The organism is Albidovulum sediminicola (genome assembly GCF_025751575.1).
Taxonomy (GTDB): Bacteria; Pseudomonadota; Alphaproteobacteria; order Rhodobacterales; family Rhodobacteraceae; genus Albidovulum; species Albidovulum sediminicola.
Map to the genome: position 1 here is coordinate 20,359 of NZ_JAOWLA010000018.1, position 26,234 is coordinate 46,592.

The following is a 26,234-nucleotide window of genomic DNA, read 5'->3' on the forward strand; positions in this document are numbered from 1 at the left end:
TCATGCCAGGGCGCGCATACGCTCCAAATAGGCCTGTCCCAACCGCGCCGTTGTGGCGGCGAAGCCGGAGGCCAGCGCCTGCGGTTCCGGCGCCTCGATATGGCTGCCGATCCAGGCCAGAAGCGCCATGCGCCGCAGCATGACGAAGGTGTCGATCTCGACCTCTTCGGCCGCGCTCAGCGGGCGGACGGAGCGGTATCCCCTGACCCAGGCCGCCTTCAGGCCCGGAATGCGGGGGTCATCCTCGATAAAGCTGATCGCCGCGGCGAAATCGTAAAGGAACCAACCCCAGCCGCAGTCGTCGAAGTCGATGAGCCGCGTGCCCTTGGCGTCGATCAGGAGGTTGGCCAGCCGCATGTCGGCATGGATCAAGTTGAAACGGTCCGGGGCCTTGCCGAAGGCGGCAAGGCGCGCGCGCACCGTCCGCTCCACCTCTTCCAGGACACCGGCGACCTCGGGCGTCACTTCGGGCGCGTCGCGCCAGTTGCCCCAGGTCGGGTTCGGGCCAAAGACCGTTTTCTCATCCCAGGTCAGGCGCTGAAAATCATCGGGTTTTTCCCAGCCAAGAACATGGTCATGGCAGCGCGCGGCGATCGCCCCAAGCTCCTCATACCCGGCGCTCATGTCGGCGCTTTCGTCGGGGGCGGACCCTTCGACGAAATGGAACAGCACCATGTAGCGCGGGGCCGCAAGCCCTTTCCCATGCGCCTGCTGGATCGGGTCGCCGTTGCGGCCGACATAGACACCGGGGGTGATCACCACGCCCGCGCCGTCCAGCGCCTCCAACCATCCCAGCTCGCACTCGATTGCCCGGTGGGTGTGGTAATTTTCTCGGTGGATGCGCAGGACCGCGCGATACCCGCCCGGCGCCTCGACCAGATAGGTCGCGTTCTCGGACACGTTGATGAGCCGCGCCGTCGCGCCATCCGGCACGTCCCAAAGCGGCAGGGAGGATTGGGCCAGATCGTTCAGATGGCCCAGCATTTCTTCCAGAGGCATATCGGAACCGGACATCGCGTCCTCCTTCGACAGTCAGATTTCGGCGATAGCTTCCAGCGATTCCGGGATGATCTGGCCGCCATCGACAACGATCTGCTGGCCGGTGATATAGCCCGCCTCATCCGAGGCGAAGAAAAGGGCGGCGTTGCCGATATCCTCGACCGCGCCAAGCCGCTTCAGCGGGATCGAGGCGGCCATCGTGGCCAGGTAGTCCTCCCCCAGATCCTGAAGCCCCTCCGTGTAGATGTTCCCCGGCATGACGGCATTGATGGTGGTGTTGTAGCGCGCCAGTTCCATCGCGGCGGTCTTGAGGAAGCCAAGCTGCCCCGCCTTCGACGCGCCGTAATGCGACCAGCCCGGAAAGCCCGTGATCGGCCCGGTGATCGAAGAAGTCAGCACCACACGGCCCTTGCCAGCCTTTTCGAAATGCGGGATCGCCGCCTTGACCGACAGGAAGGCCGACCGCAGGTTGGTGGCCATCACCTGGTCCCATTCGCCGGGGTCCATGTCGACGATCTTTGTCTGTGGAAAGGCGCCCGCGTTGGCGCACATGACATGCAGCCCGCCCTGCGCCGCCGCCGTACTATCGACCATGCCCTTGACCGATGACCAGTCGGACACGTCGCAGACCTCATAGCGCACGTCGCCCTCGATCTCTGCTGCCGCCTTCTTCAGATCATCCTCGTTCCGCGCGGCGATCGTGACCTTGGCCCCTTGGCGGGCGAAGACGGTGGCAATGCCGCGGCCGATCCCCTTGGACCCACCTGTGACGATGACACTTTTGCCTTTCAGTGACGTAAGCATGATGCGATCTCCCTGCGAGTTTCTTGTTTTTCAGTCCTGCGCGACCCGTGCGTCCCTGTTGACCCGCACCAGCCAGGCCACCGCGAAGGCGGCAAGGATCAGGACGAAGGACCCGACCACCGACATGACGCCCAGCGTCGGCACCAACGGTGAATAGCCCGACACCATCTTGGCATAGAGCCATTCGGGCAGGGTGGAATCCGCGCCCGTGGTGAAAAGTGACAGCGGGAAGTTCCCCCAGCTGAGAAGGAAGGCGAAAAGTCCGGCGGAAACCAGCCCCGGCATCAGCAGGGGCAGCGTGATCTCACGCAGGATTGTGACGGTGTTGGCGCCCATGTCACGCGCGGCCTCTTCCAGCGCAGGGTCGAAACTGTAGGCGCGGATGGCGACGATCAGCGTGGCAATTGGGGCAATCCAGACAAGGTGGGCGACGACGGCCGTCTTCCAGGTCGGGATAATGCCGAGAGAGTTGAACCACATCAGAAGGGCAAGGCCCAAAACCGTCTGCGGGAAGAAGATCGGCAGCAGGATCAGCTTCTGGAACGTGGTGCGGAACCGCCAGTGATAACGCGCGAAGGCCAGCGCGCCGAAGAAGGCCACCACCACCGAGATCACGGTCACCAGCACCGCGACCGAAAGCGACGTCGTCAGAAGCTCGCTGACCGTGCTGCTGGCCATCGCCTCGCCATACCACTTTGTCGAATAACGCTTGATCGGAAAGCTAAGGTATCGCGCCTGCGAGACCGAGGCAAAGCCGACCGAGACCAGCGGCAGGTAAAGGAACGCGATGACGATGACGCCGTAGACGTACAGCACGATCCGGGTCGAGCGGCTGGTGGACATCAGCGTTTCCTCCCCATGATCGCATCCAGATCGACCTTGGACACGCCAAAAAGCGCAAGCCCCCCGATGATGACGATCAGGATCATAGAAAGGGCGGAGCCAAGCGGCCAGTTCTGCCCGAAGGTGAAGGCCGTCTCGACATCGTCGGCAATCGCGATGACCGCCTGACCGCCAAGGATCTTGGATTCCGCCAGTGCCCCCGCCGCCAGAACGAAGCTCAGGAGCGATCCGACCACGATGCCCGGCGCCGCCAGCGGCACCTCGATCTGCCAAAGCACCTGCCAGCGCGAGGCGCCAAGATCGTAGGCCGCCTGCCGCGTGTCGTCGGGCACCATGGAAATGCCCTGTGCCAGCGGAAAGAGCATGAAGGGCAGGTAGACGTAGACCAGGCCGAAGATGATGATCGGAACGGAGTAGAGCGGGCCTTCGAAGCCGACCCCGGTCCATGAGCGCAGATGCCCCTCGATCAGCCCACCCTTCATCAGCGTCAGCACCCAGCCGAAGAGTCGGATGTTTTCCGAGACGAAAAGGCTCATCACCACCGCGACGGTCAGGATCAGGCTGAAGCGGCCAAAGACCTTCGCCATCGCATAGGCGAGCGGCCAGCAGAGCACGACAAGGATCACGGTCGCGCAAAGCGCCATGCCCAGCGACCAGAGGAGCGACTTGTAGTAACCTTGCGAGAAGAACAGCGAATAGGCCGAGAAATCCGGCATGTTCGCCAGCGAGAAGACCTTGGGCGGCATGATCGAGAACAGCGCCACCACGACGAGCGGCGCCAGGAACGACAACAGCAGGACCAGCGCCAGCGGCAGCGCGGAAAGAAACCCCAGTTTCCCGTCGAGTCTGTTCATGCCGCCTCGCCGATGAAATGGGTGTTCGCGGCGTTGAAACCCAGCGTGACCTTCTGTCCCTCGGCTGCGCTCAGACGTTCCTCGCGCAGCTTCTCGACCGTCACCATGCCGTTTTCGGTCTTGATCTCATACTGGATGCGGGAGCCGAGCGCGTATTCGCCGTGGACCACGCCGCTCAGCGTGAAGTCGAAGCTGCCCCCGCTGTCCGCGAGGCGCAGATATTCGGGACGCACCATCAACAGGCCGTCATGCCCCGGCGCCAGGTCCGACAGCGCGACCCCCGGCCGGACCGACAGCGTCGGGCTTTCGATCCGGCCATCCGCGCCGGCACGCAGCGGGAACAGGTTCACCTCGCCCATGAACTCGGCGACGAAGCGGCTGACCGGGGCGCTATAGATCTGGTCGGCGACGGCGATCTGTTCGAACTGACCGTCTTTCATGATGGCGATCCGGTCGGACATCACCATCGCCTCTTCCAGCGAATGGGTGATGTAGACGAAGGTCTTGCCGGTGCGGGTGTGCAGGTCCTTCAGCTCTTTCTCAAGCGTCTTGCGCAGCCGGTAGTCGAGCGCCGAGAGCGGTTCGTCGAAGAACAGGATCTCCGGATCGAAGGCAAGCGCGCGCGCCAGCGCCACGCGCTGCCGTTCGCCGCCCGAACACTGGGAGATGCGCTTGTCATAGTATCTGCGCGGCAGCCGCAGAAGGTCGAGCAACTCTTCCGCCCTCGCGCGCCGCTTGGCCGGCGCCTCCTTGCGGATCTTCATCGGGAACTCGATGTTCTGCCCGACCGTCATATGCGGAAAAAGCGCCAGCGACTGAAACACCATGCACGTCGGGCGCAGGTTCGCGGGCGTCTGGTCAATTCGCTTGTCGCGCAGCCAGATCTCGCCCTCTGTCACCTCGTCCATGCCGACGAGCAGGCGGATCATCGTCGACTTGCCGCTGCCGGACGGCCCCACGATCGTGAAGAACTCGCCCTCGGCGATGTCGAGGTCGATGCCCTTCAGCGCCGTGAAGTTACCAAACCGCTTGACGACGCCGCGAAGGCGCAGAAGTCCCGGAGAGTCCATGCCCCAACCTTGCTGCATTCATTCAATTTCAGGCACCTCCGGGGCAGGTTTCGCCGCCCCGGAGCCGGCAGTGTCACGACCGGCGTTCTTGCGTGTAGATCTCGATCAGCGCGTCATAAGAGGCGACGACATCGTAATCGAGCGACCGCGCCATCTCTTCTTCCAGGCTGTCAATCTGGATCGCGTCCAGTTCTTCCTCGTCGAACTGGGCCATGACCTCGGGATTGCCCATCTGGGCGACCGGGTTGTAGGTGCCCTCGGTGAAGGCCACCGCCTTGGCAACCTCGGGCGCCTGAACGAATTCGAGGAAGTCCTCGGCCAGATCGCTCGGGTTCGGGTTGTTGACAGCCGAGGTCAGCTCGATCCAGACGCAACCGCCCTTGCCATCGACCGGCCCGCTTCTCGGCGTGATCGCGCGCACGTTCGTCGCGCCGTCGTAGCGCGCCGGAGAGGCGGTGTAGGTGCCGCCGGTGAAATAGGCGTCAATCTCGCCGTTGATCAGCGCGGTGTTCATGGCCACCAGATCGTCGGTCAAAAGCTTCGCGCCGCCGAAGATAGTCTTGGCCGTCTCGCGGAACTTGTCGACATCGCCCCCCTCGATCGGCGCGAAGGGATTGAGGCCGGCGGTCAGGCACATGTGGATGACGTTCCAGTTGTCATAGGTCAGAACGCCGAAACGGCCCTTCATCGCCGGGTCGAGGAAGAGGTTCCAGCCCTGCTCCTCTGCCGTCTCGCGGCTGATCACATCGGTGTTCACAACGAAGCTGAAGGGGCCATAGCGCTGCGGCATACCGATCAGGTTACCGTCATCGGCGAAGGCCAGCGGATAGGCCGGGCTCGCGAATTCCGGCAGCATCTTATCGAAATAGGGCAGGAACCGCTCTTTGTTCAGCGGCTTGATCAGGCCCTCGGGATAGAGCTGGTCGCGCGCCCAGGGCTGGTTGACGTTGATCAGGTCCCAGACCGAGGTTTCGCCCGCCCGCAGCTTGTTGATCATGTCCGGGTCGGAGGTGCCGCTTTCGGCGCGCACCGTCGCATCGGGATGTGCCGACCGGAAGGGGCCAAGCACCTGGTCGGAATTGTAGCCTTCCCAGCAAAGGATATTCATCCCGTCGGTGCGGCCCGCGAAGGCGGGGCCAAGCGGTCCGGCCCCGGCAAGCCCTGCAAGCGCGGCGGTCCGCCCAATGAATTGCCGTCTGGATAGTCCTTTTCTCATTTGTTTGCCTCCTGTTGGTTGGTTTGGGGTTCCCCCCTTCTTTTGCGCCCCGTTCAGGCGCGGCGGCCTTTGATACTTTCGAGAACTTCGGTGATCCGGTCGCGGGCCAGCTTCATGTCGGCCAGCGTGCCAGACATAAAGATGCGGCCCGTCGCGCCCATCATCTGCACATCGTTCAACGTGCAGTTCGGCGCGGCCTTCTCCGCCTCATTCGCCGCGACGCAGGCGAAGAGGGCAGGCGTCATCTCATAGATCAGAAGCGCCACGCCCGGCACCAGGATCGATCCGTCGCGTGAGCGGTTGAGGATGATGGCATGCTGGTCCGACAGGTCCTCGATGATGTCGTGATAGAGGACCTTGGGGGCGAGCTGATCCTCGGGCTTGGCGCCGATCCCCTTCAGGATCGCATTTCCCGCCGCCGTCAGGTCGGCCATGTCGTCGGCATGAAGCTCCAAGAGGCCGAACTGGCGTTCGGTGAAGAGGATGCCCGGCTCCATGTCTGGCGCCGCCTTCAGCGCCAGATCGGTGATCCGGTGAATGCTCAGCGCGGGCGCGACTTCGATGATCAGCGAGTTCTGCCCGCGAAACGGAGGATAGGCCCGCGCGCGCGACGGCGACGACAGGTAGGCCGCGAACTGCGGTTGCAGATCCTCGATCGGCAAATAGACGCGAAGCTCGGTCATACCCTCGTCACCCTTTCCTGCGCGCGGACGGTCATCACTTCGCGGCAGCGGCCGAGAAATGCTTGCCAAGATCGGCATGGGGGCGCGGAATGACATGCACCGCCGTCACCTCGCCGACCTGACTGGCGGCTTCTGCGCCAGCCTCGGTCGCGGCCTTGACCGCACCCACGTCGCCACGCACGACGACGGAGACCAGCCCGCCGCCCACCTCGTTGCGGGCCACGATCTCGACATTTGCCGCCTTGACCATCGCATCCGCGGCCGACAGCGCGGGCACATAGCCCTTTGTTTCAATCATTCCGATAGCCAGATTCGCCATGATGTGTTCCTTCATGCTTTGCTTTTGCTGGTGTTGTCTTCGTCGATGGAGCCGATGATCAGGGCATCGACCGGCGCGGTCTTGCCCGTGAAGAAGGCGGCCGCCACCGATCCTTGCGTGATCAGGACCGGCTCGCCGGTGTTGCAGCCGAGCGGGTCAAAGGCGATCAGCTTCGCGCCGCTTTCCGTCTCAACTTCCAGCAGCGCCCCTGCGGGCAGGGAGGAGACGCGGCGCGACGACCATATCTTGCCTATGACGCGTCCTTGAATCATCTGTCTGCCCTTTCGATCCTGATGCCCCTGCGCCGCGCCTCGTCCCTGGCAAGCGGCGTCAGCCGGTTTTGCGGGCCAAGCCGCAAGGAGCGCACCCCGTTACCCAGGGCCGCGATGTCGCGTTCCGTGATAAGCGCCTTGTCGATCGTGCCCGGTGGCGTACGGGCCGGGCCTGTGACGATCGGCGCAGTGTATGCGGCCCCGACCCTCGCCCCCTCTTCCAGATCGAAGCGATGATCTCCCGCCATCACCCGCGCCGCGAATTCGGGCGAGGCTGCGCGGCGCAGAAGATCCTGCGCGAAACGGTTCAGCTCGGCACTCGACCCGATGCGGATCCGTTCCGTCTGCGGCGCGGCGGGGGCCGCATCGGCGCGGAGCGCAGCAATTTCCTCGCGCAAGATGGCACGAATCTCGTCCCGAAGGGCTGACATCACAACGCCCCTGCATCGCGCAACGCGCCTTCGGCGGCGTTTCTGGCATTGCGGACATCGGCCTCCGTCCCGGCAAGATAAAGTCGCCCGTTGGCGCCAATCATCCGCATGTCGATCAGCTTCACGTCAGCTTCCTTCTCCGCCTCGTTGCAGGCGAGGATGGCGTAGGCAGCCGACTGGCATTCCAGCAGGTAGATGCTGTCCCCACCCAGCACCATCGACCCCAGCTTGTTGCGGTTCATCAGGAAGGCGTGCTGGTCGCTGACATTGGTCACGAGCTTCGAGGCGAGGATCTTCGGCGGCGCCACGTCATCGGCCGTCTTGTCCAGCGCCGAAAGGATCGCCGCCGCACCCGCCTGCACCTCGGCGGTGGAGCGGGAGTGGAACTGCAAGGTGCCGAACTGACGTTCGACGACCAGAAGCCCGGCGCGCACATCGGCGCTTTTCAGCACGATGTCGGTCAGCGCCTCGACATCAAGGCCAGGCGCGATTTCCACGATCTGTGCGGCCATGCGCAGCCGGGGCAGTGTGCCGCGCATCCAGGTGGAGATATAGGCCAGCGTCTGCGGCTGAAGCTGGTCGATGAAGATGGAGGCCCTGAGGTCGGTCATTTCCCGGCCCCCTGAAGGCTGCGAAGTTCTTCGAGGATCAGCTGCCGCAACGTATCACGGTCGAAACTCTCACGCGCGGGCGGCGGCGCGGCGGCAGGGGCACGCGCGGCGGCCCGGTCCGTCGATACCGCGCTAAGGTCGATGCCGGAAAGGTCCGCCGGCACATCCTTGCCGTAGGCGATCCGGGTCCATTGCACCAGATGCTGCGGGCCGACATTCTCCCCCACCGAGGACCGCCCGGCAAAGCCGGTACCGATGGTGAAAGAGGGCGGCAGATAGGTCGCGAAACCCGCCGCGCCCTGAGAGCAGGGCGCATTCACCACCACGCGGTAGACCGGCATTTCCTGTGAGAAGCGGACCAGCCTTGCGGTATCGTCGCCGTGGAAGGCCGCCGAATGCCCCGCGCCGCGCCGCGCCGTGTGCTTGGCGAAGGTCAGCGCCTGCTGGAAATCCACGGCCGAGGTCAGCGTCAGCACCGGGCAAAGCTTTTCGCGGAAGAGAAGATCGTCCTGCCCCGGCGTTGCCACCACGGGCACCAGGATCCGGGCCGAGGGGCTGACGCGGATGCCCGCGCGTTCGGCGATCCAGGCAGCACTCTTGCCGATGGACTCGAGGTTCAGGCTGCCCTTGCCGAACAGGTAATCGCGCAGCCGGTTCGTGTCCGCCTCATTGCAGACATGCGCGCCTGCGCTGCGCAGCGCGCGTTCCATGTTGCCACGATTGCTGTCCAGCGTCAGGACGACGCTTTCATTGGTGCAAAGGATGGAATTGTCGAAACTCTTGCTCTCGACCAGACAGCGCGCGGCGGCATCGACCCCGGCGGTCGGATCGACATATGCGACCGCATTCCCCGGCCCGACGCCAAGCGCCGGATTGCCCGAGGAATAGGCCGCGCGCACCATTGCGGTTCCGCCGGTGGCGATGATGACGTTGATCCGGTCGGAGGACATGATGTCCTGCACCAGCGGGATCGACGGTTCCTCGACGCACTGGATCAGGCCCGACGGCGCCCCCGCCGCCTCGGCCGCCTCGGCCAGGTGGTGCGCCGCGGCCACCGATACCGCCTTCGCGACGGGGTGCGGGCTGATGACGATGGCATTGCGGCTCAGGATCGCCAGCATCGCCTTGTAGTAGACGGTCGCGACCGGGTTCGTCGCGGGGGCCAGCGCAAAGACCACGCCCGCCGGTTTTGGGAGTTCGACGATCTTGCGCGCCGCGTCGATGCGCGGGGTGACCAGATCCAGGTCGCGGTAGTGATCGAGAAGCGCGTGGGTGCAAAGCTCGTTCTTGATCTTCTTGTGCTCGACGACGCCAAAGCCGGTCTCGGTCACGGCGAGGTCGGCGAAATGGCCCGCCTTCTCATAGCCCGCGCGCGCGACCGCCTCGGCAATCGCCAGCACCGCATCGCGGCTGAAGCTGCGGTAGTAGCGTGCCGCCCAGGCCGCGCGGCCGACCTTCATCCGGGCGCTGGACAGCGCGCGGTCGGGGACCGATAGACGGGGCGCATCGAATGTCGTGTGTTCGCTCATGCTGCCCGCCTGCCGGATTTGAGAAGCTGCCTTGCGCGGGGCATTGCAGAGTCGAAGCGGTCGAGGATCTCCTGGCAGAGGTCGACGTCAAGGACCACGCCCGGCTTGAACTGCAACACGCGCTTGTCGAGAGAGGAGAAGATCGCCCAGACCCCGTTTTCGTAAAGTGCCCGCGACACCGCAACCGCGCCTTCGGGGTGGTCGAATTCGAGCCCCAGCACCACGCCCCGCTGCCGCACGCCCACGAAGATATCGCTGTGGCGCTTCATCATCTCGGCCATGCCCCGCGCGAAGAATTCCGCCACGAAATGCACGTTCGATATGACTTCGGGCCGTTGCAGCATCTCGATGACATGGTGGCCGACGACGCAGCCAAGCTCGGCGCCCCCGGAGGTGGAGATATGGGCCGCGCCGTCCTCGATCAGCCAGCCGCCACATTCCTCGTTCACCATGCAGGCGCTGATCGGGTAAATCCCGCCGCCCAGGCCCTTGCCGCAGACGAAGATGTCGGGCTGCAGGCCATAGCCCTGCCAGCCCCACATGATGCCGGTGCGCATCAGGCCGGTCTGCACCTCATCCGCGATGAACTTGGTGCCGTATTTGCGGCAGAGGTCCTGACAGGCCTTCAAATAACCGTCGCGCGGCATCGGGAAACCGTAGGTCGCGGGGATCGTCTCGACGATGAAGGCGGCGACGTCACCCTTTCTCAGCACCTCTTCCAGCGCGCCTTCATCGTTGAAGGGGACATGGATGAATTCATCGGGGCGGTCGGCGAGAAAGATCTTCGAAAACCGCTCATCCCCGGTGGCGACCGAAAGGCCGGAATGGCCGTGATAGCCCTTTATGATAGAGACGATCTTGCGCCTTTTGGTGGCGTAACGCGCTGTTTTCAGGGCTATTTCGACCGCCTCCGCGCCGCCGGATCCGAAGATCGCGTATTTCATGTGCGGCGCGGTCTTGACCAGCTTCTCCGCAAAGGCGGCGCGTGCGACGGACGGGAACCAGTGGTTGCCCATGTCGAAATAATCGAGGCCGGATTTCAGCACCTCGACCAGTTCGGGATGCCTGTGGCCAAAATTGTAGGTCCCGCCGTTCAGGTGCAGGTCAATCAGCCGTTTGCCCGACATGTCGTAGAGGAAGTACCCCTCACGACGGTCGATCACCATCGGCGTGCCGGCATCCCTCCAGAAGCTGACCTTTCCGGGATTCCAGTACTCTGCCGCCTTGGCGAGAAGTTCCTCCTTCGAGTCAAAGGCGAAGTATCCGTAGTTGAACACCTGATTCTCCCGTCATTCCACATAAATCCTAGCATCTAACGTTTGACTCGCAACATATTTTGACTGACTACGGGCATTTTTTTGTGGGATTTCTGCCCGTAGCCTCATAAGGTAGGGTCAGAGAGAATCCGGCACAGGACCCGACATGTCGAAGAAGTCGATCCGCCACGACCACATCCTGAGCGCGCTCGAGATCGACCCCTCGATCCGTGTCAGCGCGCTTTGCGAACAGCTCGGCGTCTCGGCGGAGACGATCCGCCGCGATCTGGCGGAACTTGACGAGACCGGGCGGATCAAGCGGACCTATGGCGGGGCGGTGCGCACGAAGGCGTTCGAGCCCGCGCTGTCCGAACGCTCGAAGCTGCACATCGAGGCGCGTGAAAAGATTGCGCAACTGGCGCTGTCGCGGATCGGGGACACCCACAGCCTGTTCATCGGGGGGGGGGCGACCACGCTGCATTTCGCGCGGGCCCTGCGCGCAATCGACCGTCCGCTGACGGTCCTGACGGCCGCCTTCAGCATAGCAACCGAACTGTCCATGAACCCTTTGATCCAGGTGATGTCGCTGCCCGGCATCGTCGAGCCGAAGGAGGGGTTGGTCCACGGTGCGGAAACGCTGAAATGCATCGGACAGTTCCGCACGCCGATCGCCGTGGTGGGCGCGTCCGCGATCGACGAAGACGGCGTGAGCGAGGCACTGCTTCACGCCGCGCAGGTCTACTCGGCGATGATCAACCATGCTGATGAGACACTGATCGTCGCCGACAGCTCGAAGCTCGGGAACCGCTCGCTTCAGCAGATCGTCGAATGGAACCGCAACGTCACATTGATCACCGACGCGCCGCCGCCGCCTCGGCTTGCCAGCGCCATCCGGCAACGCGGCGGCACTGTGATCTGGAGCTGAGGGGGAGCTGTCAGGTCGAGGGGGACCTGCCTTGCACCACGATTACCTGCGCATTCGCATGAGCTGGCAAATCCCGGCAGCGAATCCGGCCAGCTGCCCCGATGAAGCCGGGAAACTCCAGCCCCGGGCGATCCAAGGATGGGTCTCGCTTCAACCAACCGACGGATTCTCCCAAAGGCTGGAGGGAAGCCGGGACGCGGGTCACATCGCGCCCGCAGAGCCGACACCGAACGCCCACATTCCCGCCTCGGCTGGCAGACCCCCGCCGCCTTCGCCCAGACCTTCATACCGCGACGGGGGCTGACGCTCCGCAACCCGTAAAGCGCCGCGCCAGCCCCGTTGAACAACCCGCCCGAACAGGCAAAACTCAAACCCGGAGTCTCGCTCACGCTGGATAAAAGCCGGGGGCGACGTCACTTGGAATAAGTCGGCGGCGCATGATAGCGGGCAGGATATCTCCAAATATGTGTACGCCTCATGAGCCTGTCTCCTTCCTTTTCAGTCTGCCGTGGCGCGCGCAAGGTAGTCGGAAACCATGTTGCCAAAACTCTGTTCGACGGCGAATTCGAACCCATCTGCCACTCGACATAGAAGCGCCTTGAGGCCGAAAACCTCGGTGAACGTCACCGCCGTATCGCCGAAGGTCGCCGGATGCAGGTCAAGCGGGCAGGCAATTGCCATGATCTGCGCCGCATCTGGACCGGTGACGTCAAAGAATGTCAGCGTATCCGATATCCGGACGATACTAATGTCAGCCGGTGCTGCGTCCGGTTTCAGCGCCGCCGACAGCGGTTCCTCACGCTCGATCTCCGCCCGCAGGATCCAGTGGTTGCGGCCAATGTGATAGAGGCTGTCGCGGTCTGAAACCGACTTCCGGTTGGGTGCATCTGGAAAGGCCGGCAGAATCCGGCCGGCCCATTGCCTGAGAGCGTCGGGGTCACCCTTCAGATCGAAAAGCGCCGAGATTTCTTGGCGATGTATTTTCACATCATATCTCATCTCATGATCTCAGCCGCTCGCCTTCCAGGTCATGAAACACCGGGGCCGTGATTATCGCGGGGATTGCGCCGTCCTTCAGCCGGGCATACGCGGTTTCCCCATGTCTTGTTCGGCCATTTTCGATCAGACCCAGACCCACCCACCGATTTTGCACGACACTCCAGACGCAGGCCGTCGTCACACCTTCGGTTGCCTCCTTGCGCCCACCGGGGGTGAGTGGCGCACCCTCTGGGATCGCGCGGTTGGGATCTAACGGTAGCAGCCCTACCAGTTCGCGCCGTCTGCGTGACCCTTGGCGGCGAAGATCGACCGAGCGCTTGCCAAGAAAATCCGCCTTCGTCTTCGACATGACCCAACTCATTCCGAGGTCATAGGGGTCAACGGTCCCATCCACCTCATGCCCGAGCGACAGAAAACCTTTCTCTACACGCAGCACATGGCTCGCCTCGGAACCGACCGGTTCGATATCGAAAGACGCGCCTGCCTTCATCACCCTGTCCCACAGCATGCGCATGTGGCGTGGGGCGACATTGACCTCGTAGGACAGTTCGCCGGTAAAACTGACCCGCATCACTCGTGCGGGCAGCCCTGCGACAGTGCCGTCGCGGAATGACATAAATGGGAACGACTCCGGCGACAGATCGATACTGGTACCGAGTGCCGTCATGACCTCTCGGGCCTTCGGACCGCAGACGGTTGCATTGTTCCACTGGCTTGTGACCGTAGTGACATACACCTGCCAGTCGGGTCGCAGTGTCTGGAGGATTTTCTCCATATGCTGGTGTATCGCATCGGCATGCCCCGTCGAAGTTGACACCACCCACCGGTGTTCATCGATGCGAAAGGCCACCCCATCATCCAGTATCAGCCCGTCATCGGACAGCATCAGACCATAGCGACCGTTCCCAGGTTTCAAGTTGGACATGACGTTGGTGTAGATGAAGTCAAGAAACCGGGCGACATCGCGCCCCTTAAGCTCAAACGTACCAAGCGGCGAGCCATCATAGACACCAACCCGTTCGCGCACCGCCCGGCATTCCCGGTTCACCGTGTCCTGAAAGCTTTCGCCCTCGCGTGGGAAGTAACCGGGGCGCCGCCAGCGCGCGCCGGCTTCGTACATGACCGCACCGTTTGCTTGGTTCCAGGCGGTGATTGGCGTGTGGCGATAAGGGAACAGGACCGATTCCTCACGCAGGCCGGCAATCGCGCCGAACGACACTGGCGTATAGGGCGAGCGGAAAGTCGTCGTGCCGACATCGCGCAAGTTGACACCGTGATGCTGGGCGATCGTACCGATTATGTTGATGTTGCCGGTCTTGCCTTGGTCGATACCCATGCCGCCCGTTGTGTAGCGCTTGACATGTTCGACATTGCTGTAGCCTTCGCGCAGCGCGAGAAGCACATCATCGACCGAAACATCGTTCTGGATGTCCAGAAATGCCTTGCCGCTGGGACCGGGCGTGTCCACCCGCCACAGTGGCTCGATCGTGTAAGCTATATCGTCGGATTCGGGGACATCGCACGGCCCGGAGTCGAATCCGCAGGCCGAAGCCGCCTCTGATCCGGCCTCGGCCCCAGTTCTGAGCGCGTCAGCCAACGTCATTCGGCCGGTCGCGGCACCGACGCTGAGGGTTGGCTGCGCCGGGACATCCGGGACGAAACACGCAATCGTCGGATCATACCGCAGGGTTCCCCGAGATTGCGAAAACAGATGCACCGCCGGGTTCCAGCCGCCGGAATGCGCCAGAAGATCGCAGCGGATCTCCCGCGCGGTCCCGCCATCCCGGCGCGACACAGTGACCGCGCGGATGCGTTTGCGTCCCTTGGCCGCAGTTACAACATGGCCAGCCAGAACCTCGATACCAGCAACCTGCTCCAAATTCCTAGCGGACACTGAATCGCGGCAGTCGACGATGGCAGCAATGCTAATCCCGGCTGCGGCCATGTCCGCGGCCGCCGCATAAGCGCTGTCGTTGTTGGTGAATACTACCGCGCGATTGCCCGGAATCGCAGCATAGCGATTTACATACGTCTGAACGGCCGAGACGAGCATCACACCCGGTCGGTCATTGTTTGCGAACACCATTGCGCGTTCGATGGCTCCAGTCGCGCAGATTACCTTCCGCGCGCGCACACGCCAACTGCGTTCTAGAAGCGCACCATGATCTGGTTTGCGTTCATTCACGACCACCAGATTGTGCTCGCGATAGGCCCAGACGGTTGCATTCTGCAAATGGGTGACGTTATCCATCATCGCCAATTCCGCCACAGCATCCGCGACCCAATCCATGGCCGGTCGGCCATCGATCTGGAGCGTACGGCTCAGCAAGCTCCCGCCCGCTTCAGTCGCTTCGTCGGCCAAAAACACCCGTGCGCCGGCGCGCCCAGCAACCAGCGCAGCCATAAGACCCGAAGGTCCTGCCCCGGCGATTAGAACATCCGCATGGGCATGGCGGGCTTCGAAATGCCCATGGGCAGGCGGATCCGACGGAGCGGCGGCCAGTCCCGCCGCGCGGCGTATGATCGGTTCGAAAAGATGCCAGCTCGGCCATTTGAAGGTCTTGTAATAGAACCCCGCAGGGATCAGGCGCGCAAACAACTGGTTGATCGCGCCAAGGTCAAACTCGGCTGAGGGCCAGCAATTGACCGACTTGGCCCGGAGGCCGCTTCTGATCGCGACCGTGGTAATCTGATTGTTGGCCGAAGCATCCGCGCCCTCCAGCTCAACCAGAGAAGCCGGCTCCTCGACCCCGCTTCCCACGATCCCCCGCGGGCGGTGGTATTTGAAGCTGCGCGCGGTCACAGATACGCCGTTCGCGATCAGGGCCGAGGCAAGGGTATCGCCTTCAAAGCCGTCGTAGGGCTTGCCGTTGAAGTGAAAACGCAACTTACGATTACGATCGATGCGTCCACCTGTGGGCCGCCGGTAGTCATGCGCCATCGGGGCCTCCAACGATGTCATGCGTGCGCGTATCACGCCAGATTGTCAGCCATTCACCGCAACCACGCGTGTGACACCAGCGCTCCTGGACTGGGCCAAGAGGGTTTGGCACGACGGTCAGATAGTCCACCCATTCGGCATCGCTGACCTTGGTCGGGTCAGGCCTGTCGGCTCCGGCAGGGCCACCAAAGCTAAACTCGCTTTCATTGCGTTCGCCGCAAAAGGGGCAGGTGATGATAAGCATGCGCCTGTTCTTTCTAACGGGCCGTTGTAGTGCCAGATTCCATGATGAAATCCAGATGCCGGAAACGATCGAGTGTGAAGGGCGCCATTAGTGGATGCGGCGCGCCCTTAGCCACCAGATGCGCAAGCGTCAGCCCGCCTGCAGGGATCGCCTTGTAGCCCCCCCACCAGCCCGCTGTGACGAAGAGCCCTTCGACATCGGTCTTCGACATGATCGGGGATGCATCATGCGCGATATCGAGATGCCCGCCCCATTGCCGCATCAGCTTGAGTTTCTTGAACGCCGGAAACAGTGACAGCATCGCCGAGACGGTATCTTCGAAGACGTGTTGCTTGATGTCCCGACGAAAGCTCTGCCCCATGTCGGGCGCGCCGCCGATAACCATCTCGCCTTTGTCCGACTGGCTGAAATAGAACCCGCTGTCCGGGCAGTTCACGATCACATCGACGAGCGGCTTCACCGGCTCCGACACGAAAGCGGTCAGGTTCATCGTTCGGAGCGGCAGGCGTAGTCCGGCGGTCTCGGTCACTGAGGTGGTGTGACCGGATACAGCCACCACCACCTTTCGCGCTCGGATCGTCCCTCGGTTGGTCTCTACACCTTCGATGGCGCCCTGCCCGTCTCGGATCAGGGCTTTAACGGCAGTCTGCTGATGTATTTCCACGCCCCGCGCATCCGCGGCACGCGCATAGCCCCATGCCACCGCATCGTGGCGGTTCACGGCCGCGTCTGTGTGAACCATACCGCCGATAATCGGCAAACGCGCATCCGCCCCGCCACCCGTCAGCGCGGGAATGCGGCGGCGCAGTTCTGCCGTCGAGATTTGCTCGTATGTTGCGCCATAGATGTCCATCGTCAGCTGGCGGCGGCGCAGCTCGCGCATCTTTGGATAGGTCTGGACCACGTCAACCATCGTGCGCTTGGAGTGCATCATGTTGAAATTGAGTTCGCGGGTCAGACCTTCGAACATGGCGACCGACTTCACATAGAATGGGATCGATTCGTCGCGCATATAGTTTGATCTTATGGTGACGGTGTTGCGGGCGATGTTGCCGCCACCCAGCCAGCCGCGCTCGACCACCGCGACGCCGGTGATGCCAAACTCCTTGGCCAGATAATAGGCCGTGGCCAATCCATGCCCCCCTGCCCCGATCACGATGACATCGTAGCGATCCTTCAACGGCGGGCTGCGCCAAGCCTGTCGCCAGTTTCTATGGCTGCAGACTGCGTTCCGGGCGAGGGAGAGGATTGAGTAATTCTGCATGATAGTAACATTTCTCATCATCAGTTATAATCGGTCAAGGGAAATGTTGGCCGACGGATCGGTTCTTGCCAGCAACGCAAAACTCGCGCTGCAGATGGCAAACGCCCTCCTCCGTGGCCATTTGGCACCGCATCAGAACCGGTCGGCAGGAAATGAGCGTAACTTGAATCCCGCTGGAATCTGTCCGACCTATGGTAAGTCGCCCAGGCCGTTATTAGACGGGACACATTGAGAAACCGAAGCTCATGGGAGAATAGAGAGGAGCGAATGGCCGGAAGTTCGGAGGTCGAGGCAGAGGTCGGGCGCGCGCTACATCGGCTCCGCCAGGAACGCGGCATGACCGTGAGCGATCTGGCGGCGCGGGCAAACCTTTCGACGGCGATGATTTCCCGGATCGAGAACGGGAATGTCTCGCCATCGCTCTCCACGCTTCACTCCCTGTCGGAAGCCTTGTCTGTCTCCATCATGGCCCTGTTCTCGAACAGCGAGAATTCGGCCGATATCCATCATGTGCGTTCCGGCGGCGGCCTGCCGGCCCGGCGGGTCACACCGGGGCACGCGCATGACTATCTACTGCTTGGCAAGCACTTCGGCCCCGGCGGCAGATTTCAATCTGCCCGTATCCGCATCCGCCGCGCTGGCGCTGGTACGCTGCCCCGTTATCAACATGAGGGACACGTCTTCATCTACATGATCTCCGGCGAGGCCACCTATACTTGCGGCACAGAAAGCTTCACGATGCAGTCGGGCGACACGCTCAGCTTTGATGCCAAACTGCCGCACGGGTTCGGCGAGATTGCCAGCGATGCGATCGAGTTCATCACCGTGTCGGCAAGACCGGACTGATCAAGCTCCAAAGCCTCTAAGGAAAAATCGCACCGATGCGCAGGCTTTTGACGGTTCAGGTCCCGGCCTGTGAACCACCGTGGGCAACGAAACTCTATGGGAGAGATACGTCACGGCGGCGCCACGGCTACCTACACCTTCAGAGCAACGATACAGCGATCACAATCTTCAACCGCACCAGCAAGTTCGCTGTGACCCGGCTTGTCGAATAGTCTGAGAGACGGACGGCACGGGAAGTCCTGGAGCGTCTGCTCAAGGCCGTTCCCCACCCATCTCGCCGGTCTCATGGCCGCCTGGAACTTCGCTCGCAGCCTCAAGACCCTGAGCGGGCTCACGCCTTTCCAATACAACCGCGAAGCCTGGACTTCAGAGCCCGATCGTTTCATCGTGGATCCCACCCGCCAGATGCCGGGACTGCACAACTGGCCCCCTAGAATCCGATGTTACGCTTCGGAGCGGCGAATATCGCCTTGGCGCATGGATAGCGATCCAGAATTTCCGGCCCGCCGGGCACCAATTCGGGGTGCAGAACACCGTCCTTCCAGACTTCGATGCCGTCGACGATGATCGTCGGGTCAACGATATTCCAGGAAATCTCTCCGGGCGCGTAAGCGCCGCAGGTGTGGAAATGCAAGAGCCTCGGATTGCCGAAAGCCGCGCCGCTCCAACGCTCATAATTGTCCGACGCCTTGCCGGAGAACTCACATCCCGGATGGATCCCGGCATGCCATGAATGAACGAAATCCCTGTCGACACCAAACTTGTCCGCCACGAACCGGTAGTGCGCTTCGGCTGCATCGACGGCCGCTTTGTCGCCAGAAAATCCGACGATACGGCCTTCCGTGAACGTCGCGAAAAGCGCGCCGTCGTATTCGCGCGCATAAGGATCATAATACATCGATCCGGTTCCGACGAGGAAGCCGGGCAGCGCGACGGTACCGGTAAAACCCGCTGCGGGGATCGGTGTAAAGACCGGCATCGGAAATCGGTAGATGCTGACATCCTGCAACGGCGCGACCGAACGCGGCCCACCGCCTCGAAAATCCGTTCCGGCGGGGCAGGTTACATGGATGGCCCTGGCCCCGCCGAGCATCCGGTTGAGGGCAGATTTTAGCAGATCGAATGCGCGAAAATCAGCCGTGCCATAGGCCGATCCGAGCATGCCGACATCGAGCGCATAGGATACGACCGCCTGACCGTTCGACTTCATATCAGAGAAGCGAAGCTGGTCACCGATGCGGGCAAGAAAGACAGTTCGATCAGCTAGAGCCATCGCTGTTCGAACTTCGGCGGGAACCTCCGTGGCTTGCGGTTCGAATGCCACTTCCTTGAGGGTCACGCTCGCTCCGATCCGGCGCCCGGCCTCGGCGATCACTCTTGCGATATCTTCATCATAATATCCCAGTCCGGGTTCCTCACAAATTATGAGCAGCCGGTCGTTTCGCCTTGTGCCAGCGCAGTTGACCAAAAGGTTCGCCGCACCTCTTTCAACGGAAAGCTCCTGAGCTGGCATAGCATACCTGAGATCTGACTGATGCGCCTCAATAGCGGCAGCCGCCGAGAGATTTCAATTTGAGTCTCATTATCCGATACATTAACATATCTAATATGTTGCCGAACCTTCCCTTCGTCGCTCTGCGCGCTTTTGAAGCGGTCGTACGCCTGCGCGGCTTCGGCCGCGCTGCCGAAGAACTGGGCGTGACACAAAGTTCGGTCAGCCAACATGTTAAAATGGTTGAGGATTGGATTGGGTGCCGCCTGCTGGTTCGTGGACCGAGAACAACGGTCGCGACAAAGGAAGGCCAGATGCTGGCAAATGCGATCGACGCCGGTATCGGGCAAATAGGAGAGCTGTGCGATAAGCTGCGCCACAGCGGGCGCGCGGACCCCACGATCACCGTATCCTGTGCGCCGGGCTTTGCTGTTAACTGGCTGTTTCCGCGCCTGATCAAATTCGATCAGCTTCACCCCGACACGCCAGTGTCAATATTAACCGATCCCTCACCGGTCGGATTTGCCGCAGGACAGGTCGATGTGGCAATCCTCTACGGCATGGGCGACCATCCCGGATTGCACACGGAACGGCTTCTGAATGAGCGGGTTTTCCCGGTCTGCTCACCGGCGCTGCTAAGCGGGGGGCCCGCGCTGAATAAGGTCGCTGACCTTGCCCACCATACTTTCCTGCTGGACGAGCTGGCCGATATTGGCGGCAACCCACCGACCTGGGCGTTCTGGGCGGAGCAGACACGGCAGATTTTGCCACAACCCGCGCGCACCCGAAGGTTCGGACAAGCCAACATGGTCGTACAGGCCGCGATTCAGGGTCTGGGAGTTGCGCTCGGCCGGGAACCGCTCGTAACGGATGCGCTGGCGACTGGCCAACTCATACGTCCACTCGAAGGCATTGCCGTGTCCCAGTTCGCCTATTGGTTCGTTTGCCCCAAGGCGGCGATGAAATCCGATCGTATCCTGCGGTTCCACGAATGGCTGTTTCATGAGGCCGGCAATAGTCAGGAGCGGCACCTTAAGAAAACCTAATGCCATACATTATGACAGAGCTATTGGGGGAGCGGCTCGCCCTGCCCTAGACTGGCCGAATATGGCTCCAGAACAAGGCAACAAAGGCATGTATCTAAAGAACGCTTGGTACGTCGCAGGTTGGAGCAAGGACTTCGACCATGATCTGAAAGCCGAAACTTTTCTTGGCGAAGAGATCGTCATCTACCGCAAGAGGGACGGCTCACCGGTGGCGCTGGAAGATGCCTGCCCGCACCGCAAGCTGCCGCTGTCAAAGGGCAGTCTGAAGGATGATACCGTGGTATGTGGCTATCACGGTCTGACCTTCGATTGCAGCGGCGCCTGCGTTGCGGCACCGACGCAGCCCGACAGGATCCCGAGCCGGGCGGTGGTTAGGTCCTATCCGGTCGTTGACCGGTACCGATTCCTGTGGATCTGGATGGGCGATCCTTCGCTAGCCGACCCGGACAAGATTTTCCCGATCGAGAATTTCGACAGTCCGGAATGGGGATATACCGACGGCGGGGTTATTGACATAGAGTGCAATTACCTGTGGATCGTCGACAACCTGCTTGATCCAAGCCATGTGGCATGGGTCCATCTTACCTCCTTCGCCGGTGCCGGCACAGAGGACCAGCCGCTCCATGTTGCGCGGACCGAACGCGGGGTGATCGTGTCGCGCTGGATCTACGACCGGCCGCCGTCGCCCTATTACGCCGGTCTGGTCCGGTTCGAGGGAAACTGCGACCGGCTCCAACACTACGAAATGTGTTATCCCGCCATAGGACTGAACAAGTCGGTCTACACGCCGGTGGGCACCGGCGGGCCGGACATGGCGCCCGTCGAAAAAACCTTCATCAATATCTCCTACAATTTCATGACCCCGATCGACGAGGATCGCAGCCGCTATTTCTGGTTCCAGCACCGCAATTCCGACCCACAAGACCAAGCGATTTCCGAAAAGATGAATGCTGGCGCCCGCATGGCTTTCGAAGAGGACCGGGCGGTTCTGGTCGCGGTTCACAAGGGCATGAAGCACAAGAAGACCCCCAATATCGATCTCGGGCTCGACTCCGGCGCAAAGCTGTTTCGATTGCAACTGCAGCGACTGATTGATGAGGACGCCTCCGCCGTTACGGCAGCGCGATAGTCTGGCAAACGACGGACCTGAGCCTGTGGCTCTCGCATCGCAGGGCCTGCCGACGCGGATAGACGGCCGACGCTTCGAAGGACAACAGCCGATTGGTGCTCCGTTCGGCATCGACAACAAAGAAGGGAAGACTATGTCCGCCTGGATAAGAATGATCTCGGACGAAGATGCGGATCCGGCGCTGCGCGACGTTCTCGACCTCGCCCGGACGCCGCACGGTACGGTGGATAACGTCATGCGTGTGCATTCACTACGCCCCAACACGATGAAAGGCCATGTCTTCCTTTACCGCGCCGCCCTGCATGACGAGGCCAACAGCTTGCCGACTTGGCTTCAGGAAACCCTCAGCTCCTATGTATCGATACTGAACGATTGTCCTTACTCTCTCGCCAACCATTGGGCCAATGCACGCCATCTGATCGGTGATGATGTACGGGCGCACCAGATCGAAAAGGCGCTGCATGCACGCAAGCCGGATACGGCCCTTGCTGGGCGAGAGCTGGCCTTGATGCGCTATGCCGAAAAACTGACCCTGACGCCAGGCAAGATGGCAAAAACCGATGTCGAGGATCTCCGGCGCGAAGGGCTGGACGACGGGCAGATCCTGGAGGCCAACCAGATCATCGGATACTTCAACTATGTGAACCGGCTGCTGAACGGACTCGGCGTGACAACCGACGGCGATGTCATTGGCTACTATTCGAAAGACGATTGAACTCACGCGCCGCGGGCCACCCCTGCCCTCTTGAGCCTCAATCCGGGTTGCCGGGCGGTCCCGGCTGCAGCGCGCTAAAACCGTTTTCCGTGATCTGGGCCGATCGTGTCAGTGCCCGAGCAGTTGGCTCAAGAACAGTTGCGCCCTATCGCTCTGCGGATTGCTGAAGAACTCCTGCGGTTCGGCGATCTCGATGATCTCGCCCTCATCCATGAACACGACGCGATCGGCGACCTTTCGGGCAAATCCCATCTCGTGTGTCACGCAGATCATCGTCATTCCTTCCTCAGCCAACTCGATCATCACATCGAGCACGCCCGCGATCATCTCCGGGTCCAGCGCCGAAGTAGGCTCGTCAAACAGCATGATCTTGGGCTTCATGCAGAGCGCCCGCGCGATCGCCACACGTTGCTGTTGGCCACCAGACAGTTGCGGCGGGTATTTGCCCGCCTGCCCGGCAATATGAACTCGCTCCAGGTAGCCCATGGCGAGTTCGGTAGCCTCGGCCTTCGATGCGCCACGATTGCGCATCGGGCCCAAGATGAGATTGTCAAGAATGGTCATGTGCGGAAAGAGATTGAAGCTTTGGAATACCATGCCGACTTCGCGCCGGATCAGCTCGATGTTCTTCATTCCGGGCTTCACCTCCACCCCGTCAACCAGGATCGTGCCCTTCTGATGGGCCTCAAGCTGGTTGATGCAGCGGATCATCGTGGATTTTCCTGACCCGGAGGGGCCGCAGACCACCACTCTCTCTCCCTCGGCGACCGTCAGGTTTATGTCATGCAGCGCACTGAATTCGCCGTACCACTTGCACATGTGTTTGATTTCGACCAGCGGTTTTGCAGTCGCATCGAGCATGGTTACGATCTCCTATCGGCGATTTCGGGAGGCGCGGCGTTCCAGCCAGCCGAACAGCAGCGCAAAGCTGTAGCACAGGATGAAGTACATAGCGCCGACCAGAATCCATGTCTCGAAGACCTTTGTGGTCGTCGACGCAACCTCGGTCGCCAGATAGGTCAGTTCCTGGATCGAAATCAGCGAGACGATCGCCGAATCCTTGATTAGCGTGATGAACTGTCCCGCCAACGGCGGAAGGATCTTCCGCAACGCTTGGGGCAGGACTACATCGCGCAGTACATTCGTGCGCGACAGTCCGATTGCACGCGCGGCCTCCCACTGGCCATGTGGGACCGACTGTATTCCCGCGCGAACGATTTCAGTGATATAAGCGCCTTCGAACATCGCCAGGCACAGGACCCCGGCCAGAAAGTTCGGGAAAAGCTGAGGGTCTCCGAACAGGACGCGAAACATGGGATTGTCGACGAGCACTGCGCTTCTATCGATATCCTCAATGCCAAGTAGGGGAAAAATCTGGCTTGAGATAAAGAAGTAGAAGATGAAGATGAAGACCAGTGGCGGGAGGTTCCGGATCAACTCGACATAACCGCGGCTGAGAATGCGCAGGGTCAGATTCTCGCTTGTGCGCCAGTATCCCATGACGACGCCAATGATGCTTGCAAGGATGGTGGCCCAGACCGCCAGACGCAATGTCGTGGCCAGCCCGAAAAGCAGCAGGTTAGCGACATATGCGCCGGATGTCTCATCATAGCGAATGATGAAATTGATAACTCGCGACCAACTCCAATTATAGACCAGAACGTCGTTTACACGATAGCCGGCGTAAAGAAGCAACGCTGCTACGCCTGCAAAAAGAGCGAAATCGACCAGGCTCAATCGCTTTTTCGGCGGCGCCGGAGGCGAAGAGGTGCGATCCATTCAGTTTATTCCTTGGGGCAAAAAAGAGGCGCTGGCCGATCCCCGCGCCTCTCGTTGTCGTGGCTGTGCTTCCTATTCCGCGGCCACCATGTCCTTCCAGGCCGACTGGTCCTTGAACCAGTAGTCGTTCGTTTCCTGGAGCCAGCCATTCGAGGTGTTGACCAGAATCCAGTTGGAGAAGAAGTTCAGCGTATCAACGTCGCCCTTGCGAATTCCGAAGGCTTCGTCGCCGCGGGTCAAGTACTCGCCGTCGTTGGCAACAAACACCTTGTCCGGGTTTGCATCCGCCCAGAAACGCGGCTTGGGTGCCGATGAAATCATCGCATGGGCATTGCCGTTGACCACCTCCTGAAAGGCCTGCGCGTCATCATCAAATTGTCGCAGCGTCGCTTTGGGGAAACGCTTCTGTGCATAGTTGCAGGGTGTGGCGCCGCGACGGCACGCAATCGTCACACTGGCATCGTTATAGTCGTCGAGCGACGTGAAGCCTCCGGCAAGCTCCTTGTTGCTGGCCATCTGCTGGCCGGAATGCGCATAGGGGATCGTGAAGTTCACCGTCAGGTTCCGCTCCGGCGTGATCGACATGCCACCGATGATGACATCGAACTTTTTCGCGAGCAGTGCCGGAATGATCCCGCTCCAGGCGGTAGGAACGAATTCCACTTCGACTCCCATGTCCGCTGCCACCTTTTTGGCGACATCGATTTCAAAGCCGATCAGATTTCCTTCCTTATCCCGCATTGCCCAGGGCACGAAGGTGGACATGCCGACGCGTAGTTTGCCGCGCTGCAGGACCTCTTCCAAAGCGCTCTGTCCGGCGACAGGTGTCGCCGAAGTGGCAACCGCAGCGACCGCAAAACTCGCGGCAGAAACTAACACTTTCATGAATTGCAGAAATTTCATCGGTTCTCCTCCAGTGTTTTGAACGTGTTCTGGTTATTGGTCTCAGCGCTTGGTCTTGTTCAACGAACGTTCGAACAGGCTCACGCTGATCGACAAGGTGACCGTCACGGCCAGGTAAATTCCTGCCACCAGGAACCAGACCTCGAAGGCCATAAACGTGTCGGAGATCAGATTCAGTCCAGCAGTGGTCAATTCGGACACAGCGATCACGCTGACGATCGCTGAATGCTTGATCAGCGAGATGAGCAGCCCGGTGAGTGGCGGCAGGATCAGCGGCAGTGACTGCGGAATGACCACAAAGCGGTACTTGTCGACGACGTTCAGGCCGATAGCGTCGGCGCCTTCATACTGTCCGTGATCGACGCCAGTGATCCCGCCACGAATGATCTCGGCCGCAAATGACCCCTCGAAGAACGCCAGGCACAACACGCCCGCCCAGAAACGGTCGATACCGAAGATCGGGGCCAATACAAAATAGAACAGGAAGAGCTGCACCAGCAGCGGTGTGTTGCGGATCGCTTCCAGATACCACTTGGCGATGATCCGCCCCGCAATCGAATTCGAAAGACGCGCGAAGGCGGTCAAGAACCCAATCGAAACGGCGATGAAACCGCTCACCGCAGCCAGTTTCAAAGTCTGGATCAGCCCCTTGACCAGCGGACCCCAGATGATCTCTCCGTCAATGACGCGATAGAAGAATGGTTCGACCCGGTACCATTGCCACCTGTACTCCATCGCTTGCGCGCCGCGCCAGATCAGAACGCCGAGCACAAGAAAAATCAGCACCGCCTGCGCAACCTGCCAGATCGTCCGTGTGAGGGCGCGGACGTCCAGCCCGACCTCCTCTCGCACACGCAGTTCGCGAGGGGTTGACGCTGCGGTCCTGCTTTGCATGAACGCTCCCAAGACTCACGGCCGACACCTTTGAACAAGTATCGGTGCCACATATAGCCTAGTCAACTTTTTTTGTATGCTCATATCAAATAAGATTATAATGATGACTACTCGCTGGCGTAAGTTTGACTAATCACTATGCGTCGTCGCGGCACCAAGGGGATAAAGCG

The 26,234-nt window shown here is 61.2% G+C and carries 27 protein-coding genes and 1 pseudogene; 6 read left to right on the forward strand and 22 right to left on the reverse strand.

What is annotated here, in order from left to right:
* From OE647_RS16565 to OE647_RS16625, 13 genes are all read right to left on the reverse strand, one after another.
* On the reverse strand, positions 1-1,014 hold the full coding sequence (locus OE647_RS16565) for a phosphotransferase enzyme family protein (protein WP_263722868.1): 1,014 nt from the start codon (positions 1,012-1,014) through the stop codon (positions 1-3).
* An 18-nt stretch (positions 1,015-1,032) separates the two neighbouring features.
* The gene (gene fabG / locus OE647_RS16570; RefSeq protein ID WP_263722869.1) at positions 1,033-1,803 is read right to left on the reverse strand and encodes a 3-oxoacyl-ACP reductase FabG; all 771 of its coding nucleotides are present in this window, start codon (positions 1,801-1,803) and stop codon (positions 1,033-1,035) included.
* 30 nt (positions 1,804-1,833) lie between these two features.
* Positions 1,834-2,646 (reverse strand): ABC transporter permease, encoded by an 813-nt coding sequence (locus OE647_RS16575; RefSeq protein WP_263722870.1) that lies wholly within the window; start codon positions 2,644-2,646, stop codon positions 1,834-1,836.
* Positions 2,646-3,500 (reverse strand): ABC transporter permease, encoded by an 855-nt coding sequence (locus OE647_RS16580; protein WP_263722871.1) that lies wholly within the window; start codon positions 3,498-3,500, stop codon positions 2,646-2,648. The genes OE647_RS16575 and OE647_RS16580 overlap by 1 nt, the downstream gene beginning before the upstream one ends.
* Positions 3,497-4,570 (reverse strand): ABC transporter ATP-binding protein, encoded by a 1,074-nt coding sequence (locus OE647_RS16585; RefSeq protein ID WP_263722872.1) that lies wholly within the window; start codon positions 4,568-4,570, stop codon positions 3,497-3,499. Before OE647_RS16585 ends, OE647_RS16580 begins: the two co-directional genes overlap by 4 nt.
* A gap of 73 nt (positions 4,571-4,643) precedes the next feature.
* The gene (locus OE647_RS16590) at positions 4,644-5,786 is read right to left on the reverse strand and encodes an ABC transporter substrate-binding protein (protein WP_263722873.1); all 1,143 of its coding nucleotides are present in this window, start codon (positions 5,784-5,786) and stop codon (positions 4,644-4,646) included.
* 53 nt (positions 5,787-5,839) lie between these two features.
* A complete protein-coding gene (locus tag OE647_RS16595) occupies positions 5,840-6,469 on the reverse strand; it encodes a hypothetical protein (protein WP_263722874.1) in 630 nt (209 codons plus the stop codon).
* A 34-nt stretch (positions 6,470-6,503) separates the two neighbouring features.
* Positions 6,504-6,788 (reverse strand): BMC domain-containing protein, encoded by a 285-nt coding sequence (locus OE647_RS16600; protein ID WP_105515568.1) that lies wholly within the window; start codon positions 6,786-6,788, stop codon positions 6,504-6,506.
* Positions 6,789-6,799: 11 nt separating this feature from the next.
* Positions 6,800-7,060, reverse strand: a complete 261-nt coding sequence (locus tag OE647_RS16605; protein WP_263722875.1) for a EutN/CcmL family microcompartment protein — start codon at positions 7,058-7,060, stop codon at positions 6,800-6,802.
* Positions 7,057-7,491 carry a hypothetical protein gene (locus OE647_RS16610; protein ID WP_263722877.1) on the reverse strand — a complete coding sequence of 145 codons (435 nt, stop codon included), beginning with the start codon at positions 7,489-7,491 and terminating at the stop codon, positions 7,057-7,059. Before OE647_RS16610 ends, OE647_RS16605 begins: the two co-directional genes overlap by 4 nt.
* Entirely contained in the window at positions 7,491-8,102 is a 612-nt protein-coding gene (locus tag OE647_RS16615) for a BMC domain-containing protein (protein WP_263722879.1), read from the reverse strand. Before OE647_RS16615 ends, OE647_RS16610 begins: the two co-directional genes overlap by 1 nt.
* On the reverse strand, positions 8,099-9,631 hold the full coding sequence (locus OE647_RS16620; RefSeq protein ID WP_263722880.1) for an aldehyde dehydrogenase family protein: 1,533 nt from the start codon (positions 9,629-9,631) through the stop codon (positions 8,099-8,101). The genes OE647_RS16615 and OE647_RS16620 overlap by 4 nt, the downstream gene beginning before the upstream one ends.
* Complete coding sequence (locus tag OE647_RS16625) at positions 9,628-10,908, reverse strand: class-III pyridoxal-phosphate-dependent aminotransferase (protein ID WP_263722881.1); 1,281 nt, start codon at positions 10,906-10,908, stop codon at positions 9,628-9,630. Before OE647_RS16625 ends, OE647_RS16620 begins: the two co-directional genes overlap by 4 nt.
* Positions 10,909-11,053: 145 nt before the next feature.
* Here OE647_RS16625 and OE647_RS16630 point away from each other — a divergent pair, with 145 nt between their 5' ends.
* Positions 11,054-11,812 (forward strand): DeoR/GlpR family DNA-binding transcription regulator, encoded by a 759-nt coding sequence (locus OE647_RS16630; RefSeq protein ID WP_263722882.1) that lies wholly within the window; start codon positions 11,054-11,056, stop codon positions 11,810-11,812.
* 498 nt (positions 11,813-12,310) lie between these two features.
* Here OE647_RS16630 and OE647_RS16635 read toward each other — a convergent pair whose 3' ends face one another.
* From OE647_RS16635 to OE647_RS16650, 4 genes are read right to left on the reverse strand one after another with little or no spacing between them, the layout of a single operon-like run.
* Positions 12,311-12,799 carry an aminomethyltransferase family protein gene (locus tag OE647_RS16635; RefSeq protein WP_263722883.1) on the reverse strand — a complete coding sequence of 163 codons (489 nt, stop codon included), beginning with the start codon at positions 12,797-12,799 and terminating at the stop codon, positions 12,311-12,313.
* A 13-nt stretch (positions 12,800-12,812) separates the two neighbouring features.
* Positions 12,813-15,752: a sarcosine oxidase subunit alpha family protein gene (locus OE647_RS16640; protein WP_263722885.1), complete on the reverse strand. Its 2,940-nt coding sequence runs from the start codon at positions 15,750-15,752 to the stop codon at positions 12,813-12,815.
* Positions 15,742-15,996, reverse strand: a complete 255-nt coding sequence (locus tag OE647_RS16645) for a sarcosine oxidase subunit delta (protein ID WP_263722886.1) — start codon at positions 15,994-15,996, stop codon at positions 15,742-15,744. The genes OE647_RS16640 and OE647_RS16645 overlap by 11 nt, the downstream gene beginning before the upstream one ends.
* 13 nt (positions 15,997-16,009) lie before the next feature.
* Positions 16,010-17,176: an FAD-dependent oxidoreductase gene (locus OE647_RS16650; protein ID WP_263722888.1), complete on the reverse strand. Its 1,167-nt coding sequence runs from the start codon at positions 17,174-17,176 to the stop codon at positions 16,010-16,012.
* A gap of 351 nt (positions 17,177-17,527) precedes the next feature.
* Here OE647_RS16650 and OE647_RS16655 point away from each other — a divergent pair, with 351 nt between their 5' ends.
* Positions 17,528-18,106 (forward strand): helix-turn-helix domain-containing protein, encoded by a 579-nt coding sequence (locus OE647_RS16655; RefSeq protein ID WP_263722890.1) that lies wholly within the window; start codon positions 17,528-17,530, stop codon positions 18,104-18,106.
* Positions 18,107-18,376: 270 nt separating this feature from the next.
* Positions 18,377-18,526: pseudogene (locus tag OE647_RS16660) on the forward strand (IS481 family transposase); the annotation flags it as partial.
* A gap of 10 nt (positions 18,527-18,536) precedes the next feature.
* On the opposite strand, the gene OE647_RS16665 reads toward OE647_RS16660, so the two are convergent.
* Positions 18,537-19,481, reverse strand: coding sequence for a hypothetical protein (locus tag OE647_RS16665; RefSeq protein WP_263722891.1), 945 nt, complete (start codon positions 19,479-19,481; stop codon positions 18,537-18,539).
* 233 nt (positions 19,482-19,714) lie between these two features.
* Here OE647_RS16665 and OE647_RS16670 point away from each other — a divergent pair, with 233 nt between their 5' ends.
* The 3 genes from OE647_RS16670 to OE647_RS16680 all read left to right on the forward strand — a co-directional run bounded on the left by OE647_RS16670 (position 19,715) and on the right by OE647_RS16680 (position 22,488).
* On the forward strand, positions 19,715-20,644 hold the full coding sequence (locus tag OE647_RS16670) for a LysR substrate-binding domain-containing protein (RefSeq protein ID WP_263722892.1): 930 nt from the start codon (positions 19,715-19,717) through the stop codon (positions 20,642-20,644).
* A gap of 88 nt (positions 20,645-20,732) precedes the next feature.
* A complete protein-coding gene (locus tag OE647_RS16675; RefSeq protein ID WP_263722894.1) occupies positions 20,733-21,773 on the forward strand; it encodes an aromatic ring-hydroxylating dioxygenase subunit alpha in 1,041 nt (346 codons plus the stop codon).
* 25 nt (positions 21,774-21,798) lie between these two features.
* Positions 21,799-22,488, forward strand: coding sequence for a carboxymuconolactone decarboxylase family protein (locus OE647_RS16680; RefSeq protein ID WP_263722895.1), 690 nt, complete (start codon positions 21,799-21,801; stop codon positions 22,486-22,488).
* A gap of 108 nt (positions 22,489-22,596) precedes the next feature.
* Here the strand turns inward: OE647_RS16680 and OE647_RS16685 are convergent, their stop codons facing one another.
* The 4 genes from OE647_RS16685 to OE647_RS16700 form a co-directional block, all read right to left on the reverse strand.
* Positions 22,597-23,349 (reverse strand): amino acid ABC transporter ATP-binding protein, encoded by a 753-nt coding sequence (locus OE647_RS16685; protein ID WP_318527961.1) that lies wholly within the window; start codon positions 23,347-23,349, stop codon positions 22,597-22,599.
* 12 nt (positions 23,350-23,361) lie between these two features.
* The gene (locus OE647_RS16690) at positions 23,362-24,267 is read right to left on the reverse strand and encodes an amino acid ABC transporter permease (protein WP_263722897.1); all 906 of its coding nucleotides are present in this window, start codon (positions 24,265-24,267) and stop codon (positions 23,362-23,364) included.
* Positions 24,268-24,339: 72 nt separating this feature from the next.
* On the reverse strand, positions 24,340-25,170 hold the full coding sequence (locus OE647_RS16695; protein WP_263722898.1) for a transporter substrate-binding domain-containing protein: 831 nt from the start codon (positions 25,168-25,170) through the stop codon (positions 24,340-24,342).
* A gap of 42 nt (positions 25,171-25,212) precedes the next feature.
* Positions 25,213-26,064, reverse strand: a complete 852-nt coding sequence (locus OE647_RS16700) for an amino acid ABC transporter permease (RefSeq protein WP_263722899.1) — start codon at positions 26,062-26,064, stop codon at positions 25,213-25,215.
* Positions 26,065-26,234 lie beyond the last annotated feature (170 nt).

Coding starts and splice junctions, on each gene's coding strand:
- OE647_RS16565 (WP_263722868.1), bottom strand. CDS start 1,014: ATGTCCGGTTCCGATATGCCTCTGGAAGAAATGCTGGGCCATCTGAAC.
- fabG (WP_263722869.1), bottom strand. CDS start 1,803: ATGCTTACGTCACTGAAAGGCAAAAGTGTCATCGTCACAGGTGGGTCC.
- OE647_RS16575 (WP_263722870.1), bottom strand. CDS start 2,646: ATGTCCACCAGCCGCTCGACCCGGATCGTGCTGTACGTCTACGGCGTC.
- OE647_RS16580 (WP_263722871.1), bottom strand. CDS start 3,500: ATGAACAGACTCGACGGGAAACTGGGGTTTCTTTCCGCGCTGCCGCTG.
- OE647_RS16585 (WP_263722872.1), bottom strand. CDS start 4,570: ATGGACTCTCCGGGACTTCTGCGCCTTCGCGGCGTCGTCAAGCGGTTT.
- OE647_RS16590 (WP_263722873.1), bottom strand. CDS start 5,786: ATGAGAAAAGGACTATCCAGACGGCAATTCATTGGGCGGACCGCCGCG.
- OE647_RS16595 (WP_263722874.1), bottom strand. CDS start 6,469: ATGACCGAGCTTCGCGTCTATTTGCCGATCGAGGATCTGCAACCGCAG.
- OE647_RS16600 (WP_105515568.1), bottom strand. CDS start 6,788: ATGGCGAATCTGGCTATCGGAATGATTGAAACAAAGGGCTATGTGCCC.
- OE647_RS16605 (WP_263722875.1), bottom strand. CDS start 7,060: ATGATTCAAGGACGCGTCATAGGCAAGATATGGTCGTCGCGCCGCGTC.
- OE647_RS16610 (WP_263722877.1), bottom strand. CDS start 7,491: ATGTCAGCCCTTCGGGACGAGATTCGTGCCATCTTGCGCGAGGAAATT.
- OE647_RS16615 (WP_263722879.1), bottom strand. CDS start 8,102: ATGACCGACCTCAGGGCCTCCATCTTCATCGACCAGCTTCAGCCGCAG.
- OE647_RS16620 (WP_263722880.1), bottom strand. CDS start 9,631: ATGAGCGAACACACGACATTCGATGCGCCCCGTCTATCGGTCCCCGAC.
- OE647_RS16630 (WP_263722882.1), top strand. CDS start 11,054: ATGTCGAAGAAGTCGATCCGCCACGACCACATCCTGAGCGCGCTCGAG.
- OE647_RS16640 (WP_263722885.1), bottom strand. CDS start 15,752: ATGGCGCATGACTACCGGCGGCCCACAGGTGGACGCATCGATCGTAAT.
- OE647_RS16645 (WP_263722886.1), bottom strand. CDS start 15,996: ATGCTTATCATCACCTGCCCCTTTTGCGGCGAACGCAATGAAAGCGAG.
- OE647_RS16655 (WP_263722890.1), top strand. CDS start 17,528: ATGGCCGGAAGTTCGGAGGTCGAGGCAGAGGTCGGGCGCGCGCTACAT.
- OE647_RS16670 (WP_263722892.1), top strand. CDS start 19,715: ATGTTGCCGAACCTTCCCTTCGTCGCTCTGCGCGCTTTTGAAGCGGTC.
- OE647_RS16675 (WP_263722894.1), top strand. CDS start 20,733: ATGTATCTAAAGAACGCTTGGTACGTCGCAGGTTGGAGCAAGGACTTC.
- OE647_RS16685 (WP_318527961.1), bottom strand. CDS start 23,349: ATGCTCGATGCGACTGCAAAACCGCTGGTCGAAATCAAACACATGTGC.
- OE647_RS16690 (WP_263722897.1), bottom strand. CDS start 24,267: ATGGATCGCACCTCTTCGCCTCCGGCGCCGCCGAAAAAGCGATTGAGC.
- OE647_RS16695 (WP_263722898.1), bottom strand. CDS start 25,170: ATGAAATTTCTGCAATTCATGAAAGTGTTAGTTTCTGCCGCGAGTTTT.
- OE647_RS16700 (WP_263722899.1), bottom strand. CDS start 26,064: ATGCAAAGCAGGACCGCAGCGTCAACCCCTCGCGAACTGCGTGTGCGA.